The organism is Coprococcus sp. AF99-45 (assembly GCF_027663865.1).
In the GTDB taxonomy this organism is placed as follows: Bacteria; Bacillota; Clostridia; order Lachnospirales; family Lachnospiraceae; genus Allocoprococcus; species Allocoprococcus comes.
In genome coordinates this window covers 1-14,996 of record NZ_JAQDGZ010000004.1, presented here as the reverse complement: position 1 = coordinate 14,996, position 14,996 = coordinate 1, and the positions used below count along the sequence as shown (strand labels likewise).

Genomic DNA, 14,996 nt, shown 5'->3' with positions numbered 1-14,996 from the left:
TGTTCAATGATAATATTTAATTTGAGTTCAAATAGTTCAACCTAATCTTGTGTATATGATGTATGTATACAACAAGTATAGTTCCACCGGTAAGAATCCAGGATAAATATACACTGTAGTCTTGATATGAAAAAGGAAATCCTGTATAATCATTTTTCAAGGGAATGAAGTTCTCCCTGGGGAAACCTAAACCGCTTATATAAGCTGATGACTTCTGTAGGACTATTTTTAGTGCACAGAAGAGCATCAGCTTTTTCTGTGTATGGGAAGAAAAGGAGAAAAAATATGTTAACATCACTTGCACTTATTTTTCTGGTTGGACTGGCTATGGCAGCTATCTGTCAGAAAATCCATTTACCCCGGATTATCGGGATGCTGCTTACGGGAATTATACTGGGACCGTATGTGCTAAACTTTCTGGATGATTCGATCTTGTCGATTTCATCGGAACTCAGGCAGATTGCGTTGATCATTATTTTACTGAAAGCAGGACTTTCTTTGAATTTATCGGATCTGAAAAAAGTTGGACGACCGGCAGTAATGATGTCGTGTGTTCCGGCAAGCTTTGAGATTCTTGGATACTTTTTGTTCGGACCGATAATCCTTGGAATTAGCCGGATTGATGCGGCTGTTATGGGAGCAGTACTTGGAGCGGTATCCCCGGCGGTAGTTGTACCGCGTATGGTGCAGCTCATGGAGGAAAAATATGGAACGAAAAAAAGTATTCCGCAGATGATCCTGGCCGGAGCATCCTGTGATGATATTTTTGTAATTGTACTGTTTTCAACATTTACCGGGATGGCACAGGGAGGAAGTGCTCATCTGAAGGACTTTATTGATATTCCGGTATCTATTTTGCTGGGAGTGGCACTTGGAGCTATAACCGGTTTTCTGCTCAGTAGTTTTTTTGAGACTGCGTATGCACGAAAACACTGTATCCGTAACAGTATGAAAGTGATCATTGTTATGGGAGTTTCTTTTATGCTTATGGCGATTGAGACATGGGCGAAGCCGGTAGTATCCGTATCGGGACTTCTTGCAGTTGTGGCAATGGCATGTGTCCTGAAAATGAAAAGTACAGCATTTGTATCGAAAAGATTGTCAGAAAAATTTGGAAAACTTTGGATTGCAGCGGAAGTAATTCTCTTCGTACTAGTCGGTGCGGCGGTAGATATCCGTTATACGATGGGTGCCGGAATTGCGGCAGTAGGAATGATTGCGGTTGCTCTTATTTTCCGTGCTGCAGGTGTATTTATCTGTATGCTTGGAACGAAACTGAATAAAAAGGAGAGACTGTTCTGTGTGATTGCTTATCTGCCCAAAGCAACGGTGCAGGCAGCAATCGGTTCAGTCCCGATGGCGATGGGACTTTCCTGTGGAAAAATTGTGCTCTCCGTAGCGGTACTGGCGATTCTGATCACCGCACCGCTTGGAGCACTTGGTATGGACGCAAGCTACAAAAAACTGCTTGCCAGAGAGACAAATTAGAAATAATGATAAGTACTGCGCTTCCGTATGATAAAAGTTCCGGTAACGCATAAAGTTAATAGTTCAGCAATTGCAACCGAGCACCAGACTCCGTTGATCCCGAGAAGCAGTGGAAGTAGCAGGACCACTGCCATCTGGAAGACCAGTGTTCTGAGGAACGAGATCAGCGCAGAGAGCAGACCGTTGTTCAATGCGGTAAAAAATGCAGAGCCATAAATATTGAACCCGTTGATCAGGAACGCAAAGCTGTACAGGCGGAACCCACTGCGTGTCAGTTCCAAAAGTCCCTGGTCATAACCGACAAACAATGTGGCGAGTGGTGTTGCGATGAGCTGCGCGATGATAAATAAGGAAACAGCCCAGGTTCCGATCAGTCGGATACTCTTGTGGAAAAGATTCTTTAGTTCATCCTGATTGTTGGCACCGTAGTGATAGCTGACGATCGGGGCACTTCCAATCGCATAACCAAGGAAGATCGAAACAAAGATAAAATTGACATACATGATCGTTCCGTAAGCTGCAACGCCGTCTTCACTGGCAAATTTCATGAGCTGCATATTATAAAGAGCATTTACAACAGAGCTGGAAAGATTGGTCATAAGCTCGGACGAGCCATTGGTACAGGTCTTTAATAAGATTTTGCCATGAAAATGTGTTTTTCCAAGCTTTAATAAGCTGGAATTTTTCCGTCCAAAGTAGAATAACGGGAAAAGCCCTCCGATAAACTCTCCGCATACAGTCGCAAATCCGGCACCGGGAAGTCCGAGGTGGAGTACAGCTACAAACAAAAAGTCGAGAACCATATTGGTCACACCGGCGATCACGATCACGCGAAGTCCCAGATGTGGCTTTTCGGCAGTTACAAAAAAGCTCTGAAATACATTCTGCAGCATAAAAGCAGGCAGCGAAATGCAAAGAATACGTCCATATAAAATGCAGTTGTCAAGAAGAGTACCGCTTGCACCGAATAAAATGGCAACCGGTTTTACAAGGAACATACTCAGGATTGCGATAATGATTCCTCCGATAGCAGTGATATAGACGAGCATGGAAAAATACTCATTAGCATTTTCGATCTTTCCTTCACCAAGCGTCTTTGCAACAATGGCACTACCACCAGTTCCGATCATGAAACCGAGAGCGCTGATGCCCATCAGAAAAGGCATGATCAGATTAACCGCTGCAAAAGCGCTTTTTCCAACAAAGTTGGAGACAAAAAGTCCGTCAACCACACTGTAAATGGATGTGAAGATCATCATTATAATAGATGGAAAAACAAATTGTAGAAGTTTTTTATAAGTAAAGTGTTCGGATAATTGAATTTTCATAGTTTTATAGATACTCCTCAAGGTTAGAAAGTCTTGAACGTAAGGCCTGATTATATTTGGCATTCAGGCGCAGAAGCTGTTCACATTCTTCGGGACTGAAAGAAGCTAAAGTATCATTTTCAATCTGGATGAGAGGAAGCAGCTTTTCCTGAATCAGCTTCTTGCCGGAAGCTGTAAGATGGATATGCATACTCCGTCCTTTTCCAGGAGAAAGAGTGAGATATCCGTCGGCCTGCAGTTTTCGGATGGATGAATTGATTGTCTGCTTTGGCAGGCAGGAAGCCTTGCAGATATCACGCTGCAGGCAGTTATCACCCATATCAAGAAGTGTATAGAAAATCTCAAAAGCGCTGTCAGACAGATGAAGCTTGCGGGCAGCTTCGTGGTAAATTTCATTTGCTTCTTTATATAAGCAATTGTATTCTTTTAAATATTTGCTGATCAGTGTAGTAGAATCCATAATTTCCTCCATTTATATAATTATATAGATGAATGAATTTTTGACCATATAAAGTAAGTCCGAAATCATACTTACAAGAGTATAGTCTGAAATCGGACTTATGTCAAGTGCAGATTTTGCAGATTAAGGAAAAATGAGCTGTGAATAATGCGTAAAAATGCAGATATGAAATTTTATCCCATAAAAACGAAAAAAGCGTTATAATGATGGCAATAATCAGTAATAAGGTAAATGAAAGGCAGAGGACGGATATGAAAAAAGTAAAAATTATTTCAGACAGTACTTGTGATTTGTCAAAAGAGTTGTTAGAGAAGTATGATATTTCAATTTTGCCATTGCATATCGTACTCGGGGATAAAGAATATACGGATGGAGTAGATATCACGCCGGAGGAAATTTATAAGTGGTCGGATAAAAATAAAACAACACCCAAAACTTCTGCTCCGTCTATGATAGAAGCGGTAGAACTCATGCGACCATATCTTGAGGAAGGAAGAGAGATTGTATGCTTTTGTATATCGGAAAGTATGTCCAGTTCAGGAAACGTAATGCGTCTTGCAGCAGAAGAACTGGAAGCAGAGAGTAAGGTGACAGTAATTGATTCAAAAAATCTGTCTACCGGAATTGGTCATCTTGTAATAGAGGGAGCGATCCTTGCCGATGAGGGGAAGACAGCAGCAGAGATTACGGTGGAGATTGAGAAATTAAGACCGCAGGTAAGGGCAAGTTTTGTGACAGACACACTGGTTTATCTGGGACGCGGCGGAAGATGCAGTGCGGCTGCGGTTCTGGCAGGGAGTGTTCTGAAACTGCATCCGAAGATCGTGGTGACAGATGGAGTGATGGATGCATCGAAAAAATATCGTGGCAAGATGAAATCAGTGATCATGTCTTATGTAAAAGATATGGAAGAAGGATTGAAAGGAGCAAAACCGGATCGTGTGTTTATCACACATTCGGGTTGTGATCAGCAGATTGTTCAGAGTGTCATAGAATATCTGGAAGGACTGCAGGTATTTGAGGAAATCCTTGTGACACGGGCAGGATGTGTGGTATCCAGTCACTGTGGACCGGGAACGCTTGGCGTTTTATATATAGAGAAGTAAAATTATACTACAGGTTCAATGACAGACGGATTGAAAAATTTTATAATAGATGAAAGCAAAAGCCGTGGCGTAAGCTGCGGCTTGATTTGACAAAACAGATATAAGAAGAAAAGGGGGTAAAGCGATGATTTATATAACTGGTGACTGCCACAGGAATTATGAGCGGTTTAATACCAGATGTTTTCCAGAACAGAAAGAGATGACGAAGGATGATTATGTAATCGTTTGTGGTGACTTCGGAGGCGTATGGATGAAAGACGAACCGGACAGGGAAGAAATGATGCTTATGGACTGGCTGGACTGCAAACCTTTTACAACACTGTTTGTGGATGGAAATCATGAGAATTTTGACCGATTGTATGCATATCCGGTGGAAGAATGGAAGGGCGGTAAGGTTCACAGGATTCGTCCGTCTGTGCTTCACCTTATGAGGGGACAGGTTTTTAATATAGATGGAAAAAGGATTTTTTCGTTTGGAGGAGCAAGAAGCCATGATATTGATGATGGAATTCTCGAACTGGATGATCCGTTTTACAAAGTAAAGAAAAGGCAGTTTGACAGAGAGTGGAAATTATACCGTGTCAATCACCTGAACTGGTGGAAAGAAGAGATGCCGTCAGAAGAGGAGATGGAAGAAGGCCGAAGAAATCTGCTGGAGTATGATAATACAGTAGATTTTATTGTTTCACACTGTTGTGCATCCAGTACGCTTGCCTTGTTCAGTGGCGGACTGTTTAAACCGGACCAGTTATCTGCCTACTTTGAAGAAATACGACAGAGTGTACATTTTAAGAAATGGTTTTTCGGACATTATCATGACAACCGTAATGTTACAGCAGAGGAAATCATGATCTATGAACAGATCATTCAGATTGCATAACAAGCAGATTCACAGTGGTAAAGTTTTAAAATTATCAATTGTGTGAGAAAAAATTTATTATACACTTATCTGGTTAAGAATGTACGGATTTGAGGGATTTGTGCAAGAAAAGGTAAGGAGAGTACAGATGAAGAATTTTTATCAATGGTACCGGAAACATATCACCGGTGCGTCTATGCTGTTCTTTCTTGCAACAACTGTAATTGCAAGTTTTGTAGGACTGGTGATCCCGAGAATGATCCACCTTGGAAAGCTTCCGTCAAAGGTGTGCCAAGGCATGTTTTATACTACAGGTATAATGACATTTTTATCCAGATATGGTATATTATATTCCAGAAAGAAAAATCGGAGTCAGATGAAGAGAATCAGACGACCGGGGAAGGAAAAGACATGACAACAATGAATCGTATATTGGATTTAACTATAAAATTGACAGCATCAGCACTTTTCATATCAAAAGTTGAAGAGAGCTTTAATTGTGTACGTTTATTTAAGGGAAAGCCAATACGAGAGAATTGTGTGATTGAAATTGCCGGCGAAACTTATACCTAGTATAGAAAAGCAGGCATGATAGATCAACATGTTTTTTAGCATACCGCTTACCTTGAATCAGACAGGTAAGCGGTATTTTTAATTTCACAGGGAATTCCGAAGGAACTTCCTATGAAATTAAAGGCACTACGTGCCGGAGATGCGCACTCGCACGAAGATGAAGAATGTCGCAAGCGGTCGACGCTCCGCTTCGGTCGGTGCTTAATGAGCGTCACTGGCGCTCAGCAACGCCCTCGGCGCGAGAATGTGCCAAGGCATATTCTTTTTATTTACAAGGATACCCAAGTGGTGATGGGACCGTTCTTATAAAGCGGCAGCCGGAGGTTCGATTCCTCCTCCTTGTATTTCCCACAAAGTAGAAAAGTAATGAGAGTAAGAAAGATTATGATGAAGTAGAACAGGAGGAAAAAGACTATGAGACTAACGATTGATATGGTGGCTACAGGAAAGAACATTACAAGACTGAGAAAGGAGTCAGGATTGTCTGTAAGAGATCTTGCTGAAATTTTTGGCTTTACCACACCGCAGGCAGTGTACAAGTGGCAGCATGGAACAGCCATTCCGACAATTGACAATCTGGTTGTACTGGCGGCAGTATTTGGAGTTACAATGGATGAGATTGTTGTGACCAGTCAGGATGATATTCCCCTAAGTGCATAAGTGGAACGAATAAAAGAAAACTGATTTTAAAGATATGACATTTATGATATCTTCAAAATCAGTTTTTTTATGCATTATTTATTCAATAATTTGAATTTCGTATACACCGGATCATGATCCGAGTAGCTATATCCGGTATTTATATTTTCATATTCTGTGCATTCAATATTATCGGAAGTAATAAATCCGTCCAGCGTTACCGTGTAGGTCACACCAGGTACATATTCCATATCTGCATTCCGTGCACTGTTCCAGAGAGCATCCTTTTCACTGTCAGAAAGATTGTCCAGGCAGAATGAAAAGTGTTCCGGAAGCTCTTCGCGTGGAAATGGATAAGCCCAGGACTCACAATTTTCTGCATCTTTTTCGGATGCCTTAAGGTCATGGTTGAAATCACCACCGCAAAGTACATAATTACCGGCTTCGTATTCCTTTTCCATATCTGCACTCAGCATACGGATCTGTGCTTCGCGAATCGCATCACTGTTGCCGTAAGCAGACATGTGAAGCAGGAAGATAACCAGTTCCTTCCCGTTATCTACAGGGACTCTGGAAATGCTGTAACAGCGGTCAAGGTCAAAGAACTTGCTGAAGCTTGTCGATATCGGAAAGCTTCTTCTCAGAGAATCCGTAACCGGATATTTGGAGAAAAGAGCAAGTCCGGAACGGCTGCGACCATGCGGCTGTGTGAATGGATAAAAAAGGAATGCAGAATCGTAATTCTGTGCAAATACCGTATTGTAACTTGGAATCGTATCCTTTAAAATTGAATATTCATCTACATGGTAGCTTCGTGTAGAGTTCAGATCAACTTCCTGGATCAGTGCGAAATCCGGATCTTTGGAAGCAACCAGTTCTCCGGCACCCTGAATATCAGATTCGACACTCTCCTTACTTTTTGCCCAGGAAGATTTTCCGCCGTCCATAAAGAAGCTGAAGTCCGGCGTGTAGGCTCCGAAACCAACATTGTAGGTCAGAGTGGAATATTCTTTCTCGGTTGTCAGTGTGTCAGCTGCGGCTGTTCCATCGGAAGTTTTCTCGATCTTCAAAGCCTGATTATCCGGAATGCGGTGATAGCTTGCAAAGAGATAGATCAGATATGCAATCAGCGCAACCAGAATGATAAGCAGGAAGATTCCGAGAACTTTTAATATCTTTTTTATGTTCTTTTTCATAATATCCCCTTTTTGTTTGTTAAATTTCAGATAAATCTATGTAAAATATAAGTTTACTATAGCATGTCTAAAAGATTATTTCTATAGAATTGAGAAAAGAAAACAGGTATAGTAAACTATAAAATAAAGCGAAATATCTCATTGAAGTTCTTCTTGCATCCCGTTATAATAGGAAATGGAGAAATGAAATCACAATAATATTGGGGAAATAATATGTGATTAGATCCGAGTATTTATTTAATGTTTGGGAGGTTTACCATGAACGAAAAGAATTACAGCAAAGTACCAGTATTTGAGAACGGACTTGCACAGCCGGTATTTCCACTTACAGATGGAAAGACAGGAGAAAAGTATGATCCGGCAACATCCAGTATCGTAAGATATTGTGTTTATGTGGAAACGGATTACGATGTGGACGGAGATGGAAAAAGAGATCTTGTGAAAGCTGTTGTCCAGGTACCAAGAAGTGCAGTAGAGGGGAATTATAAGGCTGCAACTTTATATGAGGCACGTCCATATGCGGCGGGAGTCCAGGAAGATGGATATCCGCATATGAAAGAAGTGGCAGAAAAAGAATATCATCCGGTTAATTTTGCAGATCTTGACAAAAAAGTGGATGCGCATGTTCCGCAGGGATGTATCAGTGCAATGGATCTTTCTTTAAAAGCAGATCCGGCAGACTGGTATTATCCGGATAAAGGAAATAATAACATTATGGCTTTTGAAAATATCGACACCTTTGATTATTATCTTGTACGTGGATTTGCAGTTGTTTTAAGTGCGGGATTTGGTTCAAAAGGATCTGACGGATTCAATTATGTTGGTTCAGACTATGAAAGAGATGCTTTCAAAGCAATTGTAGAATGGCTGCATGGAGACCGTATCGGATATGCAGACCGCGAAGGAACGGTTGAGACAAAGGCAGACTGGTCCAACGGAAAGGTTGCCATGACAGGAAGATCTTACGCCGGAACCATGCCGTTTGCAGTGGCAACAACAGGAGTAGAAGGACTGGAGACAATCGTACCGATCGCAGGAATCGCGGACTGGTACAGCCAGCAGAACATGCAGGGCGCACAGCGGTACTGGCCGAAAGAAATGCTGAACAGCTTCCTTGCCTATTTTTGTTCCAGCCGTTACAATGATGAGACATTAACCGAGAAGCAGCGGGATGATATGGGAGCATTCCATCATGAGATGAGTCTTCAGCAGATCAAGGGTGGATTTGACTATAATCCGGAATTCTGGGGTATGGGAAATTATCGCCTTCATGCAGACCGGATCAAATGCAGTGCACTCATTGTACAGGGACTGAATGACGAGAACGTGTCTACCAAGCAGTATGAGATGATGTACAAATCTTTCCAGAAGGCAGGAAAGAATGTAAAAGCAATCCTTCATCAGGGTGCACATATCACACCAACGATGCCGAAACGATATGGAATCCTTGTGGATGGTAAATTCTATGATGATATTATCAATGAATGGATTTCTCATTATTTATACGGAGTTGAAAATGGTGCAGAGAACAGACCGGCAATCCTGGTGCAGATGAACTATGACCAGAGAAAATGGGAGACAGCAGATTCCTGGGAGACAGCATATAAGATGAATCTTACGTGCGAAGAACAGGGAACAACTGTAATAGATACAGACTGGGAAGCAGCGGGTGTCAGTGCAGAGAACTTCGATGATGTGATGGGTGTGAGATCAAGCAATATGGCACAGCGTTATGTGACGGATCCATTTAAAGAGGCAGTGACATTACAGGGAACAACCTGCGTAAGATTAAGAGCAGCGTTAAAAGATGGAGATGCAGAAGCAGATTTCAATCCGGTAAACAGTAATGATGCAGATACTCTGACGATGAAGCTTGGAATGCATGAAATGTCAGGACGTATGGATGATGTGAAGCTTACTCTTCTTCTTTGTGACGTGTGCGATGAAGAATTTGACAGCATTCAGTCTGTAGATCCGCAGAGAAATACAATTCCGGTCAATGTGGTAAAAGAAGGCGGAATTATCAGCGGAGGAGAGGTTCCGGCATGGAATGAAGCGGAGTTTGCTACTGTACATAAGAAATACCGTGTGATCACACGGGCATTTGCAGATCTGTGCAATCCGGAAGCAGGATATGAACCGGAGACAGCACAGAACAGTATCGAACTGAAAAAGGGTGAATACCATGATTACCATATTTATCTGAATGCGACAAGATATACGGTAGAGCCTGGACATAGCCTGGCACTGGTCATCACGACAGAAGATCCGATCAACTGTCTGATCCACAAGACCTATTCTGTGGAAATCGAGAATGCATCAGTGACAGCGGAAGTTCCGATGACTGAAGCGGTAGAAAATCGCGTGATGACGAGAAAATAAATTACATAAAAGGATAGTTATATAAGTATTTCATGAAGGATCACCAATTCCCGGAAACAGGTTTTGGTGGTCCTTTTTTCACAGTAATGCAGATGTAGCCTATGCTTCACAAAAATTTTTTCACATATATCGGGATAATTCTTTTTATTTTTTGTAAATATTGTAAAATAATTAGAAATGAAAATAACAGGAAACTGCGTAGTAGAAGTCTGGAGGACAAGACATGAATGCGGAAGAACGAATGACAAAAGGACAATTAGAAGAAGAAATCCAATATTTTCGGAAGATCTTTCAGGAGATCCGTCTTTTCCCAATTGGAAATATATCAGATATTGATGAAGAATGGAGAAAAATCAACGAGGGGCAGAACTGCTATCATTATTGAAAACGGGAAACACCATGTGATAACTGTGTAGCGATGCGTGCAGCGACCACGAAAGAAGAAAAAGGAAAGCTGGAGATTGTAAATGGCAGGATTTATCAAGTGATCGCACGTTATATAGAAGTGGATGAGAAGCCATATGTGCTCGAGCTGATCCGTTGCCTGGATGGTGTCTAAAGAAGAATTTGAGACTATGAAAGAGCATACGCTGATTGATGCTTCTATGCTGGATAAGCTGGAGCATTATAAGGATGAGAAGATGATCAAGATCGCGTATCAGATCTGCAGATGGCATCATGAACGTTATGATGGTAAAGGGTATCCGGATGGTCTGATTGGAGAACAGATTCCAATTGCGGCACAGGTTGTATCTGTGGCAGATGTTTATGATGCACTGGTGAGTAAGCGTGTATATAAAGATGCGTATTCACATGAGCAGGCGATGAAGATGATCCTGAACGGAGAGTGCGGAGCGTTCAATCCGCTTTTAATGGAAGTTCTTGTGGAAATCCAGGATAAAATAAAAGAAGAAATACGTTACGAGGCATAAAAAAGAAGAAACGTCCGCCATGAAAAAGCAGTTGTATTTCCCTGACGAATTGTGTATAATAAATAAAATATTCATTTTATATACCAAAAATAAGAAAATGAAAGATGAAGAGGAAAATCTTTCAATCCTGGAGGGGAATAAGGGATGTTATCTACGATTGAGTCGGTCAATAATGTAGTCAATAATTTTATCTGGGGTGTGCCGGCAATGATCTGTATCATCGGAGTAGGACTTCTGCTCAGTGTCAGAACCGGATTTATCCAGATCAGAAAATTTCCATACGCTATGAAGGTGACGATTGGGCGCATGCTTCGGAAAAAAGATGCCACAGATGGTGCAATGACACCATTTCAGGCGGTCTGTACCGCGCTTGCGGCGACGGTTGGAACCGGGAATATTGCAGGAGTTGCAGGAGCGATCGCAATCGGCGGACCGGGAGCAGTCTTCTGGATGTGGATCTCCGCACTTCTTGGAATGTGTACTAAATTTTCAGAAGTAACACTTGCCGTACATTTCCGTGAAAAGAATGCAGAAGGGGATCTGGTCGGTGGGCCAATGTATTATATTAAGAATGGTCTGAATAAAAACTGGCACTGGCTTGCATATTTGTTTGCTGCATTCGGTGTGCTGACAGTATTTGGAACTGGAAATGCGACACAGGTCAATACGATTACGACAGCAATTGATTCCGCATTATTCAATTACGGGGTGATTGGAGTGGATGCAGCAAAGACGGTCAATCTTGTGATCGGAATTGTGCTTGCGGTGTTGATTGCACTGATCCTTCTCGGTGGAATCAAGAGAATCGGACAGGTAACGGAAAAGCTTGTACCGTTCATGGCGGTTATCTATATTCTGTTAGCTGCCGGAGTGGTTCTGTTGAATTTAAAAAATATACCACATGTATTTGTTTCAATTTTTGAAGGTGCATTTACACCGGCATCTGTTACCGGAGGGGCAGTCGGAAGCTTCTTTATCAGTATGAAAAAAGGTGTGTCCAGAGGAATTTTCTCTAATGAGGCAGGTCTTGGTACCGGATCGATTGCACATGCATGTGCAGATACAAAAAAACCGGTGAAACAGGGATTCTTCGGAATCTTTGAGGTATTTATAGATACGATCGTAATCTGTACACTGACCGCACTGGTAATCCTGTGCAGCGGAGTTCCGATTGGTTACGGGGAGGCAGCAGGTGCGGAGCTTACGATTCTTGGATTTACTTCTACATATGGGAGCTGGGTATCGATCTTTACCGCGGTTGCAATGTGCTGCTTTGCATTTTCAACGATTATCGGATGGGGACTTTATGGAACCAGATGTATTGAATTTTTATTTGGAACGAAGATCAACAAACCGTTTATGGTGCTGTATTCACTGGTTGCGATCGTCGGAGCAACGATGGATCTTGGACTGATGTGGAATATTGCAGAGACATTTAACGGACTGATGGCAATCCCGAACTTAATTGCAGTATTCCTGTTATCAGGAGTTGTGGTAAAACTTGTAAAAGAATATTTTGCAGGGGAAGGGAAAGGCGTATAGAAAAATGAAAAACCTGGCAGAAAGTGAATTTTGCTTTCTGCCAGGTTTTTTTAATTTCCAAAATTAACACCATACACTTGAAAGTGGGCTTCAATTCGGTGTTTGGCTTCCCATAAAATCTGAACAACTTCTTTTTCTTTTTCCCCAGAAATACGGAAAGTTGGCATGGATACACTTAAAGCTGCGATTGGCGTATTATTGTAATCCAGTGGTAAATGGTGATCCGCAAAAAGCAGCACAGATGGATCGGTACATAGAATGGAAGAGCAGAAGAATATGTATTTGGATATTCCGTATTTAATGATCTTTCTTCAAGAGATCTGCAGACCAGACATGGATAGTGGCTGATTGCAGAATTGTCCAAAGGAATTACTCTGGAGGCTGGTGACATTATTGCAACCGGTACACCAGTTGTTACAGTTTTTGATGAAAAAGAAAAACCGGATTATGAAGGGAATAAAAAGGTAATTGATTTCCTGATTGAAGGAGGCGTTGATGGAATTCTTGTGTTGGGATCGTCCGGTGAATTTACAGGACTTACGAAACAGGAGAAACATGATTTCTTCAAATTCTATGCAGATTATACTGCAGGGCGCACAAAGCTTTATGCTGGAACCGGAAGCCTTAATTTTGAAGATACTGTGGCGTTGTCAAATGAAGTGAATGAAATGGGCTATGAAGGAGCAATGGTTATCGGACCATGTTATTATGCACTGGATCAGGAAAAGATTTTTGTATATTATGATATGCTTGCAAAGTCAATAAAAGGAAATCTTTATATCTATAATTTCCCGGTAAGAAGTGGACATTCCATCGCTCCGGAAACCTTGAAAAAACTGGTAGAAAATAATACTAATATTAAAGGTTTAAAGGACTCCGTGTCAGAACCAAATCATACAAATGAACTGATGCCACTCTATGACATGGATTCAAATTTCTCGCTCTTGTTCAAAAAACTAATGCAACATAGAGGAGTAGAAGTTTTGGATCGCGTAATTTTCCCATACAATCAGATGGATGAAGAAGTGTATAAAAAAGCAGAAAGCTTGATGGATAAGGTGATTGAGGAGTATCAGAACCTGAAATAAGAAGAAACAAACAAAGCAGACATTCTGAAATGGAGAATCATCCGCTCCGGTATCAGCCGGGGATTGGGAGAGATTCTCCATTTTTATTTAATCATGATTTATTCATTTACTTCAAAACGCCATTGCTGCCTGATCCCCGGATATTTCTGGTGATCGACTTCGCTCATAAACATATCGTATGGTCTTGCACAGATTTTGAATGGGGTATACATGGCCTGGTAGATGACCAACTTTTCGTCTGTTTCGGTATGTTCAGCAAAAGCCAGTACCTTGTAGAGGTATTTGGTGCTGCTTTCTGATACCCATTCTCTTTTAAAATGGCGCACAATATCTCCGACATGGATTTCATGGAGAGGTTCTGCGTTATTTTTTTCGGTATTGGCAGAAAGCGTAGAAGCAGGCTGTGCTTCTGGGATAACCGTACTGGTTTGTGTTGAGGCAGACGATTCCGGGTGAGAAATTACAGACGAAGAATCTATTTTATTTTCAGGATCTGCATCCAGATAAATATACTCATCTTTATCGAGAGAAACCGGTGCGCCGGTCTTGCCGATGATATGAACACCACCATACCAGGTGCCCTCGATTTTAAAAGTATCTCCGATCTGATATTCGGAAGAATATTCATCGTTCTTTTTTATGATTTTGATTTTATTCATAGATAATACACTCCTGTTTGTATTTGAAAACTAATCTAATTATATGTGCATTTTCCAATTTTTCCAACCTAAAAATGGGAAAAATCGTGTATACTGGAAAGTACTAGTTGCTGGTCACAGATACTGTGAACAGTAACTAGTACTACGGAAAGGGGAAAAATAAAATGGTAAAACCAATTATGAGAGATCTCTTTTTTCTGCGCCAGAAGGCAGAGAAAGCAACGAAAGGAGATTTTCCAGTTGCAATTGATTTACTGGATACATTAAAAGCGCACGAAGATGGCTGTGTGGGAATGGCAGCAAATATGATCGGGGTAAATAAAGCGATCATTGCAGTCAATATGGGATTTATGAATGTTGCGATGTTCAATCCGAAGATTGTAAAGAGAAACGGAAAGTATGAGACAGAAGAAGGATGCCTGTCTCTGGATGGTGTAAGAAAATGTGTGCGCTATCAGGAAATAGAAGTAGAATATGAAGATATCAATTTTAAACGGCAGAGACAGAAATACAGCGGATGGACGGCGCAGATTATTCAGCATGAGTGCGATCATCTGAATGGGATTATTATTTGATGGTATCCCAAAATCAAAGATCCGGCATTATGGTTTCGCGTTTTGTGGAAAGAAAGTCCTGATTGGAACAGATAAATCGGAATAATGTTGTTATTACAACAGAAATGAAAATCCAGAAACCGTATACTTATCCATACAAAAAAAGAAGGTCATTAACAGTTAAAGATAA

The 14,996-nt window shown here is 41.3% G+C and carries 16 protein-coding genes, 1 tRNA gene, 2 pseudogenes and 1 riboswitch; of the genes and pseudogenes, 15 read left to right on the top strand and 4 right to left on the bottom strand.

The features are described from left to right. The first annotated feature begins 151 nt into the window (after positions 1-151). Positions 152-224: riboswitch (Fluoride riboswitch) on the top strand. Between the two features lie 61 nt (positions 225-285). Further along, the gene (locus PGR14_RS04370; protein WP_270223039.1) at positions 286-1,488 is read left to right on the top strand and encodes a cation:proton antiporter; all 1,203 of its coding nucleotides are present in this window, start codon (positions 286-288) and stop codon (positions 1,486-1,488) included. On the opposite strand, the gene PGR14_RS04365 is transcribed toward PGR14_RS04370, so the two are convergent. Both PGR14_RS04365 and PGR14_RS04360 read right to left on the bottom strand, forming a co-directional pair. Beyond that, the gene (locus PGR14_RS04365; RefSeq protein WP_270223037.1) at positions 1,485-2,816 is read right to left on the bottom strand and encodes an MATE family efflux transporter; all 1,332 of its coding nucleotides are present in this window, start codon (positions 2,814-2,816) and stop codon (positions 1,485-1,487) included. The genes PGR14_RS04370 and PGR14_RS04365 overlap by 4 nt on opposite strands. A 4-nt stretch (positions 2,817-2,820) precedes the next feature. Continuing rightward, entirely contained in the window at positions 2,821-3,276 is a 456-nt protein-coding gene (locus PGR14_RS04360) for a MarR family winged helix-turn-helix transcriptional regulator (RefSeq protein ID WP_270223036.1), read from the bottom strand. Between the two features lie 251 nt (positions 3,277-3,527). Here PGR14_RS04360 and PGR14_RS04355 point away from each other — a divergent pair, with 251 nt between their 5' ends. The 6 genes from PGR14_RS04355 (at position 3,528) to PGR14_RS04330 (ending at position 6,474) form a co-directional block, all read left to right on the top strand. After that, complete coding sequence (locus tag PGR14_RS04355; RefSeq protein ID WP_270223035.1) at positions 3,528-4,382, top strand: DegV family protein; 855 nt, start codon at positions 3,528-3,530, stop codon at positions 4,380-4,382. A 124-nt stretch (positions 4,383-4,506) separates the two neighbouring features. Then, complete coding sequence (locus tag PGR14_RS04350; RefSeq protein ID WP_270223034.1) at positions 4,507-5,262, top strand: metallophosphoesterase family protein; 756 nt, start codon at positions 4,507-4,509, stop codon at positions 5,260-5,262. Positions 5,263-5,389: 127 nt separating this feature from the next. Then, positions 5,390-5,656 (top strand): hypothetical protein, encoded by a 267-nt coding sequence (locus tag PGR14_RS04345; protein ID WP_270223106.1) that lies wholly within the window; start codon positions 5,390-5,392, stop codon positions 5,654-5,656. Continuing rightward, positions 5,653-5,814, top strand: coding sequence for a hypothetical protein (locus PGR14_RS04340; protein WP_173688288.1), 162 nt, complete (start codon positions 5,653-5,655; stop codon positions 5,812-5,814). Before PGR14_RS04345 ends, PGR14_RS04340 begins: the two co-directional genes overlap by 4 nt. Before the next feature lie 271 nt (positions 5,815-6,085). Beyond that, a tRNA-Ile gene (locus PGR14_RS04335) sits at positions 6,086-6,158 on the top strand. Positions 6,159-6,228: 70 nt separating this feature from the next. After that, complete coding sequence (locus tag PGR14_RS04330; RefSeq protein WP_243259160.1) at positions 6,229-6,474, top strand: helix-turn-helix domain-containing protein; 246 nt, start codon at positions 6,229-6,231, stop codon at positions 6,472-6,474. Between the two features lie 74 nt (positions 6,475-6,548). Here PGR14_RS04330 and PGR14_RS04325 read toward each other — a convergent pair whose 3' ends face one another. After that, positions 6,549-7,649: an endonuclease/exonuclease/phosphatase family protein gene (locus PGR14_RS04325; RefSeq protein WP_270223033.1), complete on the bottom strand. Its 1,101-nt coding sequence runs from the start codon at positions 7,647-7,649 to the stop codon at positions 6,549-6,551. Positions 7,650-7,907: 258 nt separating this feature from the next. Here PGR14_RS04325 and PGR14_RS04320 point away from each other — a divergent pair, with 258 nt between their 5' ends. The 7 genes and pseudogenes from PGR14_RS04320 to PGR14_RS04290 all read left to right on the top strand — a co-directional run bounded on the left by PGR14_RS04320 (position 7,908) and on the right by PGR14_RS04290 (position 13,593). Then, on the top strand, positions 7,908-10,031 hold the full coding sequence (locus PGR14_RS04320; RefSeq protein ID WP_175305750.1) for a CocE/NonD family hydrolase: 2,124 nt from the start codon (positions 7,908-7,910) through the stop codon (positions 10,029-10,031). A 223-nt stretch (positions 10,032-10,254) separates the two neighbouring features. After that, positions 10,255-10,416, top strand: coding sequence for a hypothetical protein (locus PGR14_RS04315; RefSeq protein WP_156333039.1), 162 nt, complete (start codon positions 10,255-10,257; stop codon positions 10,414-10,416). Positions 10,417-10,449: 33 nt separating this feature from the next. Next, positions 10,450-10,590 (top strand): hypothetical protein, encoded by a 141-nt coding sequence (locus tag PGR14_RS04310; protein WP_156339386.1) that lies wholly within the window; start codon positions 10,450-10,452, stop codon positions 10,588-10,590. Beyond that, positions 10,583-10,963, top strand: a pseudogene (locus PGR14_RS04305) (HD-GYP domain-containing protein); the annotation flags it as partial. The gene PGR14_RS04310 and the pseudogene PGR14_RS04305, both read left to right, overlap by 8 nt. Before the next feature lie 144 nt (positions 10,964-11,107). Next, positions 11,108-12,505, top strand: coding sequence for an alanine/glycine:cation symporter family protein (locus tag PGR14_RS04300; RefSeq protein ID WP_270223030.1), 1,398 nt, complete (start codon positions 11,108-11,110; stop codon positions 12,503-12,505). A 269-nt stretch (positions 12,506-12,774) separates the two neighbouring features. Continuing rightward, a pseudogene (locus PGR14_RS16230) lies at positions 12,775-12,846 on the top strand (hypothetical protein); the annotation flags it as partial. A 3-nt stretch (positions 12,847-12,849) separates the two neighbouring features. Then, entirely contained in the window at positions 12,850-13,593 is a 744-nt protein-coding gene (locus tag PGR14_RS04290) for a dihydrodipicolinate synthase family protein (RefSeq protein WP_330663435.1), read from the top strand. Between the two features lie 98 nt (positions 13,594-13,691). On the opposite strand, the gene PGR14_RS04285 is transcribed toward PGR14_RS04290, so the two are convergent. Further along, entirely contained in the window at positions 13,692-14,252 is a 561-nt protein-coding gene (locus PGR14_RS04285) for a DUF1653 domain-containing protein (protein WP_270223029.1), read from the bottom strand. A 164-nt stretch (positions 14,253-14,416) separates the two neighbouring features. Between PGR14_RS04285 and PGR14_RS04280 the strand changes: the two genes are divergently transcribed. After that, the gene (locus tag PGR14_RS04280) at positions 14,417-14,827 is read left to right on the top strand and encodes a peptide deformylase (protein WP_055247494.1); all 411 of its coding nucleotides are present in this window, start codon (positions 14,417-14,419) and stop codon (positions 14,825-14,827) included. Positions 14,828-14,996 lie beyond the last annotated feature (169 nt).